Source organism: Streptomyces achromogenes (assembly GCF_030816715.1).
Lineage (GTDB): Bacteria > Actinomycetota > Actinomycetes > Streptomycetales > Streptomycetaceae > Streptomyces > Streptomyces achromogenes_A.
Genome location: NZ_JAUSYH010000001.1, coordinates 8,035,068 through 8,048,763 on the forward strand (window position 1 = coordinate 8,035,068; position 13,696 = coordinate 8,048,763).

Annotated in this window: 2 protein-coding genes; both read left to right on the forward strand. The window is 72.6% G+C overall.

Translation table 11 applies throughout. The features are described 5' to 3' along the window. Positions 1-124: 124 nt before the first annotated feature. Positions 125-12,649: an SDR family NAD(P)-dependent oxidoreductase gene (locus QF032_RS35495; RefSeq protein ID WP_307059299.1), complete on the forward strand. Its 12,525-nt coding sequence runs from the start codon at positions 125-127 to the stop codon at positions 12,647-12,649. Beyond that, positions 12,639-13,673: a ketoacyl-ACP synthase III family protein gene (locus tag QF032_RS35500; protein WP_307048340.1), complete on the forward strand. Its 1,035-nt coding sequence runs from the start codon at positions 12,639-12,641 to the stop codon at positions 13,671-13,673. The genes QF032_RS35495 and QF032_RS35500 overlap by 11 nt, the downstream gene beginning before the upstream one ends. Positions 13,674-13,696 lie beyond the last annotated feature (23 nt).

Sequence of the window (13,696 nt, forward strand, 5' to 3'; positions counted from 1 at the left end):
GACATACTGCTTGGCAAGGATCGGGAACGATCTCTGCCGCTCCTTGTGCCGACGGTGCCTGGGGGATGGCGGCCCCGGATTGTCAGAGTCCGTCCATCGCCCCCATGTGATTGGAAGCCGAGCTGTGACCGAAGAGCCCTCCGTCGCACTTGTCCGCCCGCTGCACGAGATCCTCACGCACCACGCACTGCAGCGAGCGGACGAGCGGGTCTTCCAGGACTCCCGGCGGTCCGTCACCTACGGTGCCCTGGAGCGGCGCACCCGGTTCCTGGCCGGGCACCTCGCCGCACTCGGGGTCCAACGCGGTGACCGCGTCCTGCTGCGTATGGGCAACCGGGTCGAGATGGTCGAGAGTTACCTCGCCGTCACGCGCGCGGGAGCCGTCGGTGTGCCGGTCGACCCACGCTCCTCCGACGCCGAGCTCGCCCACCATCTCCTCGACAGCGGCGCCCGCACGGTGATCAGCGGCGCGGCACAGATACCCCAGATGCTGAGGACCGGTCGCAGCAGTGGCCTGGACTGCTGCCTGATCGTCGTCGGCGCCACCGAGCCGGTGGCGGGCGCCACCGACTTCGAGCACCTCGCCGTCACTCCGCCGCCCGTCGACGCGCGGGACGACCTGGACCTGGACGAGACGGCCTGGATCCTGTACACCTCCGGCACCACCGGACGCCCCAAGGGCGTGGTCACGACCCAGCGCAAGTCCCTCTGGGCCACGGCCGCATGCACCCGGCCGATCCTCGGCCTGTCCGCGACCGACCGCCTCGTGTGGCCGATGCCGCTGTACCACGCCGCCTCGCACAACATCGGTGTGCTCGCCACGCTGGCCGTAGGGGCCTTCGCCCACATCCTGGAGGGCTCGGCCCCGGACGAGATCATGGAGACCGTCCGCAGCGAGCAGGCCACCTTCCTGGTCGGCTCCCCCACCACCTACCACCGCATGGTGGACCTCGCGCGTGAGCGCGGGCTCGAACTGCCGGAGCTGCGGGTGTGCATGGCGGCCGGCTCGGCCTGCCCGCCCGCGCTGCACGAAGCCTTCGAGGACGCCTTCGGCATCCGCCTCCTGGACAGCTACGGCAGCAGCGAGACCGGAGGCGCGATCACCACGCAGGCACTCACCGGGCCACGCGTCCTGGGCACCACCGGCACCCCGCTGCCCGGCCTGACGCTGCGTCTGACGGACACGCTGACCGGCGAGGAGGTGACCGCCGGCCACGAGGGCGAGATCTGGGTGCACAGCCCGGCCACCATGACCGGATATCACAACGCCCCGGAGGCGACCCGGGCCGTGCTCGTGGACGGCTGGTACCGCACCGGTGACCTCGGCCGGCAGGACTCCGCCGGGAGGCTCACCATCACCGGCCGGGTCAAGGAACTCATCATCCGCGGCGGCGAGAACATCCACCCCGCGGAGGTGGAGCACGTCCTGGCCGGGGTGCCCGGCGTGGCCGAGGCCGCGGTGGCGGGCAAGCCCCACGCCGTACTGGGTGAGGTACCCGTCGCCTACCTGGTGCCGGGTCCGGAAGGCCCCGGGGGCATCGACACCCGTGAGCTTCTGGAGACCTGCCGCCGGGAACTCTCCTACTTCAAGGTGCCCGACGAGTTCCACGTCGTCGACGCCATCCCGCGTACGTCGACGGGGAAGACCGCCCGGCGGCGGCTGGCCGAGCTGCCCGCAACGCTGCTCGTCGTCAATCCGTCGGTGAACGTCCGCCCCGATCTGGCCGCCGAAGGCCCGACCGGAACAGCGCCCGCCGTGACGCCGGTGTCCGGCGACACCGTCCTCCCGACGACGCGGCACGGGCTGCTCGGCCTGGTGCGCTCCGTGGTCGCGGACGTCCTCGGTCTGCCCGCCGAGGACGTGGCCGCCGATCGGCCTCTGCACGAACTCGGTTTCACCTCCCTGTCCGCCGTGGCCCTCCGCGACCGGCTGTCGGCCGCCTCCGGTCACCGTCTCTCGGCCGCCGTGGCCTACGACTACCCGACCCCGCAGGCCCTCGCGCGGTACCTCGACGGCCTGGGGGAGGGCGGCCCCGGCGCGGAGAGCGCGGAGAGCGCGGGGGACGCCGAGGGAACGGCGATGACGGGGCAGTCGGACGAGCCCGTCGCCATCGTCGCGATGGGCTGCCGTCTGCCCGGCGGGGCCCGGACGCCCGGGGAACTGTGGGACCTGCTCGTGGCGGAAACCGACGCGGTCGGCCCGCTTCCCGACGACCGGGGCTGGAACCTGGACCGGCTCCTGGGCGACGAGGGCGGCGGCGGTGGAAAGTCGTCCGCCCGGCAGGGCGCGTTCCTGGAGGGCGCCGGGCGGTTCGACGAGGCGTTCTTCGGGATATCGCCGCGTGAGGCGCTGGCGATGGATCCGCAGCAGCGACTGCTGCTGGAGACGGCCTGGGAGACCTTCGAACGCGCGGGCATCGACCCGGTGTCGCTGAAGGGCAGCCGGACAGGTGTCTTCGCCGGTGTGATGTACGGGGGCTACGGCCCCGGCCTCCACGAGCGCGCCCCCGAGAACCTGGAGGGCTACCTCGGCAACGGATCGGCCGTCAGCGTCGCCTCCGGCCGCATCTCCTACACGCTGGGCCTGCTGGGGCCGGCGATCACGGTGGACACGGCGTGTTCGTCGTCGCTGGTGGCGATCCATCTGGCGGCGCAGTCGCTGCGGCAGGGCGAGTGCACCCTGGCCCTCGCGGGCGGCGCCACCGTCATGTCGACGCCCGGCGCACTCGTGGAGTTCAGCCGCCAGGGGGCGCTCTCGGACGACGGGCGGTGCCGGGCGTTCGCGGCGGGCGCGAACGGCACGGGCTTCGCCGAGGGAGTCGGCCTGGTCCTGCTGGAACGACTCTCGGACGCACGTCGGCTGGGACATCCGGTCCTGGCCGTGGTGCGAGGCTCTGCGGTGAACCAGGACGGCGCCTCCAACGGGCTCACCGCCCCCAACGGTCCCGCGCAGCAGCGGGTGATCCGCACCGCCCTGGCGCGGGCCGGCCTCGCCCCCGCCGAGATCAGCGCGGTCGAGGCGCACGGCACCGGCACCACTCTCGGCGACCCCATCGAGGCTCAGGCCCTCCTGGCCACCTACGGTCAGGACCGTCCGGCCGGAGAGCCTCTCCTGCTGGGATCGGTGAAGTCCAACATCGGCCACACCCAGGCCGCCGCCGGCGTTGTCGGCGTCATCAAGATGGTCATGGCGATGCGGCACGACACGCTGCCGCGCACCCTCCACATCGACGCACCCTCACCCCACGTCGACTGGAGCACAGGCGGACTCCAGCTCCTGACCGAAGCCCAGCCCTGGCCGCGCACCGGCACTCCCCGCCGCGCCGGCGTCTCCTCCTTCGGCGCCAGTGGTACGAACGCGCATCTGATCCTGGAGGAGGCGCCCGCCGAGCCCGTTCCCGTGGCCGTCGCCGAACCGTCCGGCGTGGCGCTGCCGATGTTGCTGTCGGGGCGTGGCGAGGGCGCGCTGCGAGCCCAGGCGGGACGGGTGGCGGACTTCCTGGACCGCCACCCGGACCTGCCCACCGACGCGGTGGCACGCATGCTCGCCGGCTCGCGAACCGTGTTCGAACACCGCGCGGCGGTCACCGGAGACGACCGCACCCGACTGCTGACACGCCTGCGCACGCTGGCCGACACGGACCAGGACACCGATACCGGTGTGGTGCGCGGCACCGGTGGCCGACTGGGTGCTCCGGCGTTCGTGTTCCCCGGTCAGGGCGCCCAGTGGACCACCATGGCCGTGAGACTCCTCGACCACGGCGGTGCTTTCGCGCAACGTCTGCAGGAATGTCGCGAGGCGCTGCGGCCGTTCGTCGACTGGGACCTGTTCGCGGTGCTGCGTGACGAGCCGGACCAGCCCGACTTCCACCGCGTGGATGTCGTGCAGCCCGCCCTCTGGGCCGTCAAGGTCTCCCTCGCCGCACAATGGCAGGCCGCGGGCATCCGGCCCGCCGCGGTGATCGGTCACTCACAGGGTGAGATCGCCGCCGCCACCGTGTCGGGCGCACTCACCCTTGCCGACGGCGCACGCATCGTGGCCCTGCGCTCGCAGCTCATCTCGCAGATCGCCGGCCTCGGCGGAATGATCTCCCTGGCGGTGCCGCGCGAGCGGGCCGAGACCATCGCCGCCGACCTCGGACTGGACATCGGAGCGGTCAACAGCCCCGCCAACACCGTCCTGTCCGGCCCCCTCCACGCACTCGAGCGACTCACCGCATGGTGCGACGAGCACGACGTACGCCACCGACGCGTCGCCATCGACTACGCCTCGCATTCCGTGCACGCCGAAGCCATCAAGGACCAGATCCTCGAAGCGCTCGCACCGGTCACGCCGCGCAGCGGTGACCTGCCCTTCTACTCCTCGCTCGCCGGCGGCCCCGTCGACGGCACCCGACTCGACGCCGACTACTGGTACCGCAACCTGCGCCACACCGTCGACTACCAGGCCGCCATCCGCGCACTGGCCCACACCGGCGTCACCGCCTTCATCGAGGTCAGCCCCCACCCCGTCCTCACCCTCCCGACCCAGGAAACACTCGAGACACTCGACGACCTCACCGGACAACCCGCCGTCCTCGCCACACTCCACCGCGACCACGGCGACACCCACGACTGGACACACTCCCTCAGCACCGCCTGGACACAAGGCGTCACCCTCCACCCGACCCCCACACCCGTCCACCCCGACCTCCCCACCTACCCCTTCCAGGGCACCCGCCACTGGCTCAACACACCGACAGGCGGCGACCCGCAGTCGTTCGGTCTGCGCCCCGTCGCGCACCCGCTGCTGGGCGCCGCGATCCACCGCGCGGACGAGGAGGGCGTGGTGTTCACCGGGCGGGTCTCCACGGCCACGCATCCATGGCTGGCCGACCACGTGGTGCGCGGGTCCGTCCTGTTTCCCGCAACGGCTTTCGTCGAGGCCGCGATCCGGGCGGGTGACGAGGTGGGCACCACCTGTCTGGAAGAACTGGTCCTCGAGGCCCCGCTCGTGGTCGCGGCACAGCAGACCGTCAGCCTGCAGGTGACCGTCGGGGCACCGGACGCGTCCGGACGCCGTGCCGTGAGCGTCCACTCCGCGCCGCAGAGCGGCGCCGAATCGACGGCCGACCCACTGTGGTCCCGGCATGCCCACGGCTTCCTGGTCCCCGCCCCGCCGGATGACACCGCCGCCGCCGAAGCGCTCGCGACCTGGCCGCCGCAGGGCGCGCGAGCGATGCCCGTCGAGGACGCCTACGAACGGATGGCCCAGGCCGGATACGGCTACGGCCCCGCGTTTCGAGGCCTGCGGGCCGTGTGGCACAGGGACGCGGAAGTCTTCGCCGAGATCGCCCTGCCCGAAGGGGAGACGACCGACGGCTGGAGTCTGCACCCGGCGTTGCTGGACGCCGCCCTGCACCCGGACGTCCTGGGCGAGGTGGACAAGGACGCGTCCCGGCCGCTCAACCTGCCGTTCTCCTGGCACGGTGTACGACTGCACGCGGCCGGCGCCACCACGCTGCGAGTCCGGCTGACCCGGCCGGAGCCGGAGGGCGTCGCGCTGCTCGCCGTGGACCCGGCAGGAGCCCCTGTCGTCTCCGTGGGCACCTTGTCGACGCGGCCCATGGGGGAAGCGGCTGCCGCGGAGGCCGACACCGTCCGGCAGATGCTGCTGCACACGCAGTGGCAGCCTGTGACAAGCCCGCCCGAGCTGCAGCCCGCCGGCCGATGGCTTGCGGTGGGACCCGACGCCGCGCACATCGCCTCGGCCCTCACCGACGCGGGTTTCGACGCGCACGGGGCGCCTGACCTGACGGCGGACGCCACGGGGACCGCGCCCGACACCTTGCTCGTGCTCTGCGACCGTCCCGGGCCGGAAGCCGCCGACATCACGGCCGACACCGCGGCCGCGGTCCATGCGCGCGTGCAGGCCGCCCTCGCGCAGGTGCAGCACTGGTTGCGCGACGAACGGTACGAGGCCACCCGTCTTGTTCTCGCGACCCGTGGCGCCGTGGCGGCCGCGCCCGCGTCCGGCGTCGCCGACCTGGCCGGGGCCTCCGTGTGGGGTCTCGCCCGGACGGTGCAGGCCGAACACCCCGGGCGGCTCGTCCTGATCGACCTGGACCCCGAGGCGGACTCCTTCGCCGCGGACGTGGCCGGGCTGCGCGCCGCGGTCGCGTCCGGTGAGCCCCAGACCGCCGTTCGCGCAGGCCTGGTTCTGGTCCCCCGTCTGACGCGCGCCGCCGACCTGGCGTCCGAGGAACCGCGGACGCTCGATCCCGAGGGCGTCACCCTCGTCACCGGCGGAACCACCGGCCTGGGCCGGCTCGTCGCCCGGCACATGGTCGCCGCACACGGCGCCCGCCACCTGCTGCTGCTGAGCAGAAGTGGACGCACAGCCGACGGCACCGCCGACCTGATCGACGAACTCACCGCCCTGGGCGCGTCCGTGACGGTCGAAGCGTGCGACGTGGCCGACCGGGAGTCCCTGGCGACGGTGCTCGCCGGCCTCGACCGGCCCGTGACCGCCGTGGTGCACAGCGCCGGCGTCCTCGACGACGGGACGGTGTCCGGCCTTTCCCCGGAGCAGGTCGCCGCGGTGTTGCGGCCCAAGGTGGACGCGGCACTGCACCTGCACGACCTCACGCGCGACGCCGACCTGAAGCACTTCATCCTGTTCTCGTCGGTCGCCGGCGTCCTGGGCGGTCCGGGACAAGCCAACTACGCCGCGGCCAACGCCTTCCTCGACGCCCTCGCCGAGCACCGGCGCTCGCTCGGACTGCCCGCCACCGCGGTGGCATGGGGCCTCTGGGCGGCCGGCGGTCTGACGGCGCATCTGGGTGCCACCGACCGCGTCCGCATCGCCCGCAACGGCGTCCGGTCGCTCGACGCCGAGCAGGGACTGGCACTGCTCGACGCCGCCGTCGCCCGGCGAGGTGCCGCCTTCGTGGCCGCCCTCTTCGACCACGCCGCTCTGCGACGGCGTTCCGGCGGGGTGCCCACGCTGCTGAGCGGTCTCGTCCGCGCCGTCACGCGGCGTACCGCCGCCGTCGAATCCGGTGACGCGCAGGACACCGGCGCCTGGCTCGCCGGACTCTCGGCGAAGGAGGCCGAACGCGCCCTGCTCGACGCGGTGCGCCGGCACGCCGCAGCGGTCCTCGGACACGAGTCGCCGCAGGCCGTACGCGCCGACAGCGCGTTCAAGGACATCGGCTTCGACTCGCTCTCCGCCGTCGAACTGCGCAACCGCCTCAACACCGCCACCGGCCTCCGGCTGGCCCCGACCGTGGTCTTCGACCATCCGACCCCGCAGGCCCTGGCGGAGCACCTGGCCGAGAGCCGCGACGGAGCCACGGCCGCGGCGCCCCTCCCGGCGCTCCGGGCGAGCGCCACGACGGACGCGGACCCCATCGCCATCGTCGCGATGGGGTGCCGCCTGCCCGGCGGGGTCGCGGGCCCGGAGGACCTGTGGGAGCTGCTGCGCTCCGGAACCGACGCGATCGGCGACTTCCCCACCGACCGCGGCTGGGACCTGGACGCCCTGTACGACCCCGACCCGGATAAACCGGGCACCTCCTCTTCCCGCAGCGGTGGCTTCCTGAAGGAGGCCGGGCGGTTCGACGAGGCGTTCTTCGGGATATCGCCGCGTGAGGCGCTGGCGATGGATCCGCAGCAGCGGTTGCTGCTGGAGACGGCCTGGGAGACCTTCGAACGCGCGGGCGTCGACCCGACGTCCCTCGGCAACAGCACGGCCGGCGTGTTCGTCGGCGCGATCGCCCAGGAGTACGGCTCGACCTTGCTGCACGAAGCCCCTGACGGCCTGGACGGCATGCTGCTCACGGGCAACGCCACCAGTGTGATCTCCGGTCGGCTTTCGTATCTGCTGGGTCTGCTGGGGCCGGCGATCACGGTGGACACGGCGTGCTCGTCGTCGCTGGTGGCGATCCATCTGGCGGCGCAGTCGCTGCGGCAGGGCGAGTGCACCCTGGCCCTCGCGGGCGGCGCCACCGTCTTGTCGACCCCCGGCACGTTCACCGCCTTCAGCCGGCAGCGCGCCATGTCCCCCGACGGGCGGTGCCGGGCGTTCGCGGCCGGCGCGAACGGCACGGGCTTCGCCGAGGGAGTCGGCCTGGTCCTGCTGGAACGACTCTCGGACGCCCGCAGACTCGGGCATCCGGTCCTGGCCGTGGTGCGAGGCTCTGCGGTGAACCAGGACGGCGCCTCCAACGGGCTCACCGCCCCCAACGGTCCCGCGCAGCAGCGGCTGATCCGCACCGCCCTGGCGCAGGCCGCCCTCGCCCCCGCCGAGATCAGCGCCGTCGAGGCCCACAGCACCGGCAGCACCCTCGGCGACCCCATCGAGGCTCAGGCCCTCCTGGCCACCTACGGTCAGGACCGTCCGGCCGGAGAGCCTCTCCTGCTGGGATCGGTGAAGTCCAACATCGGCCACACCCAGGCCGCCGCCGGCGTCGCCGGCGTCATCAAGATGGTCATGGCGATGCGGCACGACACGCTGCCGCGCACCCTCCACATCGACGCACCCTCACCCCACGTCGACTGGAGCACAGGCCAGGCCCGACTGCTGACGGAGAATCAGCCCTGGCCGCGCACCGGCACCCCGCGTCGCGCCGGCGTCTCCGCGTTCGGGATCAGTGGTACGAACGCGCATCTGATCCTGGAGGAGGCGCCCGCCGAGCCCGTTCCCGTGGCCGTCGCCGAACCGTCCGGCGTGGCGCTGCCGATGTTGCTGTCGGGGCGTGGCGAGGGCGCGCTGCGAGCCCAGGCGGGACGGCTGGCGGACTTCCTGGACCGCCACCCGGACCTGCCCACCGACGCGGTGGCACGCATGCTCGCCGGCTCGCGAACCGTGTTCGAACACCGCGCGGCGGTCACCGGAGACGACCGCACCCGACTGCTGACACGCCTGCGCACGCTGGCCGACACGGACCAGGACACCGATACCGGTGTGGTGCGCGGCACCGGTGGCCGACTGGGTGCTCCGGCGTTCGTGTTCCCCGGTCAGGGCGCCCAGTGGACCACCATGGCCGTGAGACTCCTCGACCACGGCGGTGCTTTCGCGCAACGTCTGCAGGAATGTCGCGAGGCGCTGCGGCCGTTCGTCGACTGGGACCTGTTCGCGGTGCTGCGTGACGAGCCGGACCAGCCCGACTTCCACCGCGTGGATGTCGTGCAGCCCGCCCTCTGGGCCGTCAAGGTCTCCCTCGCCGCACAATGGCAGGCCGCGGGCATCCGGCCCGCCGCGGTGATCGGTCACTCACAGGGCGAGATCGCCGCCGCCACCGTGTCCGGCGCACTCACCCTTGCCGACGGCGCACGCATCGTGGCCCTGCGCTCGCAGCTCATCTCGCAGATCGCCGGCCTCGGCGGAATGATCTCCCTGGCGGTGCCGCGCGAGCGGGCCGAGACCATCGCCGCCGACCTCGGACTGGACATCGGAGCGGTCAACAGCCCCGCCAACACTGTCCTGTCCGGCACCGCGGAAGCACTCGACGAACTCAGCGCCCGGTGCGACAAGCACGACGTATTTCACCAACGCATCCCCATCGACCACGCCGCCCACTCCGTGCACGCCGAAGCCATCAAGGACCAGATCCTCGAAGCGCTCGCACCGATCACGCCGCGCAGCGGTGACCTGCCCTTCTACTCCTCGCTCGCCGGCGGCCCCGTCGACGGCACCCGACTCGACGCCGACTACTGGTACCGCAACCTGCGCCACACCGTCGACTACCAGGCCGCCATCCGCGCACTGGCCCACACCGGCGTCACCGCCTTCATCGAGGTCAGCCCCCACCCCGTCCTCACCCTCCCGACCCAGGAAACACTCGAGACACTCGACGACCTCACCGGACAACCCGCCGTCCTCGCCACACTCCACCGCGACCACGGCGACACCCACGACTGGACACACTCCCTCAGCACCGCCTGGACACAAGGCGTCACCCTCCACCCGACCCCCACACCCGTCCACCCCGACCTCCCCACCTACCCCTTCCAGGGCACCCGCCACTGGCTCAACGCACCGACAGGCACTTCGCGCGGTGCGTCCGGCCTGGGCGCGGTTCCCACCTCGCATCCCTTGCTGGGTGCGGCCGTGGAACTGCCCGGCACCGAGACCGTGGTGTTCACCGGCCGGCTTTCGGCGGGCAGGCCCGCGTGGTCGGCGGAAGAGCACACCGAGGGCGGGGAGCGAGAACTGGACTGGCTCGCTGCGGAGTTGGCCCTCGCGGCCGGCGGGCAGCTGGGCAGGAGCCGGCTGCGCGCCCTGACCGCGCGGGCGCCGTTCGTGATGCCGGGGTCCGGCGCCGTTCAGGTCCGCGTCACGGTCGGCGAGGGTGGGGAGCCCGGCGTACGCACGGTCGCCGTCCACTCCCGGCGCGGCGACGACGTCCTGGGGTTGCCCTGGACCTGCCACGCGACGGGGGAACTGGTCGCAGCGGCGGCCGAGCCGGACTGGGATCTCGAGGCCTGGCCGCCCGCGGACGCCCTCCCGGTGCCCGAACCCGAGCTGCGCCTGGACCACCCCACCCTGCACGCCGCCGTGCGGGGCGTGTGGCGACGGGACGGCGAGGTGTTCGCGGAGATCCTCGTACCGGACGCGCTGCGTGAGGAGGCGCGGCGGTTCGGACTCCACCCGGCGCTGGCACAGGCTCTGCTCAGCCTGGCGGGCATGAAGGGCGTCGCGCCCGAGGCCGACGCGTCCTGGCGGGTACAGGCCTGGGGGGAGGTCTCGCTGCACGCCTCCGGCGCGTCCGTCCTGCGCGCCCGACTCTCCCCGGGGCCGGACGGCTCGGTGTCGCTGGCCGCTGCCGACGCCACGGGATCCCCTGTCCTCTCGATCCCGGCCCTGCGGATCGCACCCGTCGTGCGCCAGGAGCTCAGGGCCTCGGACGTGGCGCAGCAGGACAGTCTGTTCGGCATCGAGTGGACCGCCGTGGACACGCGGGCGAACACCGCCGACGCCGACGGCACATGGGCCATCGTGGGCGAGGATCCCGCGCGCATGCGGTCCTCGCTGATGACCGCGGGACGCTACACGGAGACGTACCCGGACCTGACGGCGCTGGCAGCCGCCGTGGAGGGTGGCCGACCCGTCCCCGACATCGTCGTGGTCCCCTTCCTGGCGCAGTACGGCGAGCCGGCCGGGCAGGAACTGGTGGACGCCGTCCACGCCACGACGGTCCGTGCCCTGGAGACAGCCCGTGCCTGGGTGAGCACACCGGCCTTCGACCGCTCCCGGCTGGTGTTCCTCACCAGTGGCGCGGTCCCCGCGGTGGCCGGGCCCGACGACACGTCACCGCTCGACCTCGCGGGAGCCGGCGTCTGGGGTCTGATCCGCGGCGCGCAGACGGAACACCCGGACCGCTTCGTGCTCGTGGACACCGACCTCGCCAAGCCCACCTGGCGCGCCCTGGATCGCGTGGCGTCCTCCACGGAACCGCAGTGGGCGCTGCGCGGGCGGACGACGCGGGTCCCGCGGCTGGCCCGCCTCGTACCGGGCAGCGCTCTGCCGAGACTGGACGTCGGCCTGGACGGAACGGTGCTGGTCACCGGCGGGACGGGCAGGCTGGGCTCGGCCATGGCCCGCCACCTGGTGACCGAGCACGGTGTGCGTGACCTGCTGCTGACGAGCCGTCGGGGTCCGGACGCGCCGGAGGCGGCGGTCCTGGAAGCCGAACTGACGGAGCTGGGAGCCCGGGTCCAGGTGGCCGCCTGCGACGTGGCGGACCACGAAGCCCTGGCCGCCCTGCTCACGGACCGGCGGATCGGGGCCGTGGTGCACACGGCCGGCACGGCGGACGACGGAAGTCTCCCGGCTCTGACCGCGGAGCGCCTGAGCAAGGTGCTGCGCCCCAAGGTGGACGCGGTCGTGAACCTGTACGAACTGGTCCGTGAGGCAGGCGTACGGCAGTTCGTGCTGTTCTCCTCGGTCGCCGGCATCCTGGGCGGCCCGGGACAAGCCGACTACGCCGCGGCGAACACCTTCCTGGACGCGTTCGCCCACCACATGCGGTCCCGGGGCGTCGCCGCCACCTCGATCGCATGGGGTCCGTGGGCCGGGGCGGGCAGTCTGCCGGGGCGGTCCGGGAAGGACCGGCGGCCGGTGGCGCCGCGCGGAACGCGTCCGCTCGTCGAACAGCAGGGTCTCGGGCTCTTCGACGCGGCATGGGCGGCCGGGCGCGGTCTCGTGATCGCGTCCCGGCTGGACTTCGCCGGACTGACCGGCGACGCGGAGACCGGCGATGTGGCCTCCGTCCTGCGGGCCCTCGTGCCTGTCGGCACCCGCCGCACGGCCCGGGCCACCCCGGCGGAGCAGACGGACCTGCGACACCGGCTGGCGGCGATGAGCAAGGCGGAGCGGGAGGCGGTGGTGACCGACCTCGTACGGGACCGGGCGAGTGCCGTCCTCGGCCACGCCACACCGGACAGCGTGGCCGCGGACGCCCGGCTGAAGAACCTCGGATTCGACTCGCTCACCGCTCTGCAACTGCGCACGGCACTCGGCGAGGCGACCGGGCTGAGGCTGCCGACGAGGGTGGCGTTCGAGTTCGACACCCCGGTGGACCTCGCGGAGCACCTGCTCGAGCGGATCCTCGCTTCGGCACCCTCACACCTCCATGGAACGGAAGGGCCCTCGGATGAGAATTGACCATGTGTTCATCGACTCGATCGGTGTCACGCTGCACGAGTTCGAGCCGGTCGAGCGGGCTGTGTCCAAGGGACTGATCAGCCAGGAGCTCGTGGACGCGAACGGGCTGACCGGCACCCATCTGGCGCACGACATCCCGGCCGTGGAACTCGCGATCTCCGCCGCGCGCGTCGCCATGGACCGGTCGAAGCTGCAACGGGAAGACATCACGCACCACGTGCACAGCGGTGTGTACTACCAGGGCCCGCCCGGGTCCTACGCACCCGGATACGTCCTGCGCGAACTGGAGGTCGATCCGGTCTCGTCGCTGTACCTGCGCCAGGGCTGCAACGGCATGCTGGGGGCCCTGGAGGTGGCGGTCGGGCAGCTGACGGGCGCCGCCCAGGCGGAGAACGTACTGCTCACCTCCGGTGAGAACTTCACCGCCACGGGCTCTGACCGTTACACGGGAATCGGCCAGGCGTACTTCCTCTCCGACGGCGGCGCCGCGGCCTTGATCAGTGCGGAGGAGGGCTTCGCGCAGATCAGGTCGCTGAGCGCGGGCATCCTGCCGGAGCTCGAACGGTGGCATCGCGGCGACGGCCCGCTGCTGGCGGACGAAGGCCGGGAGAGCGACGGGGACATGGCCGAACGAGCCACTCGCTACAGCGAGACCGAGACCCCGCTCTCGGAGACCCTCGAGAAACTCACCCTCTTCAACCTCGGTGTCATCCGCCGGGCACTCGTCGACGCCGACCTGAATGCCGACGACATCGCCAAGGTCGTGCCGATCAACATCGACGGCCGGATGATCGAGTACTCGGTCATGATGCCGCTCGGCCTGCCCATGGACCGCTCCACGTGGGACTTCGGCAAGGGCATCGGGCATGTGGGCGGCGCCGATGTGTTCATCACCCTGGAGCATCTGGTCCGTGCGCGCGAGGTGGCTCCCGGCGACCACGTACTGCTGATCTCCCAGGGCCCGGGCTGGATGTGCACGGCCGCTGTCGTCACCCTCGTCGACCTTCCCACCTGGGCGCTATGACGTGCCGGCCTCTGCCACCGCGC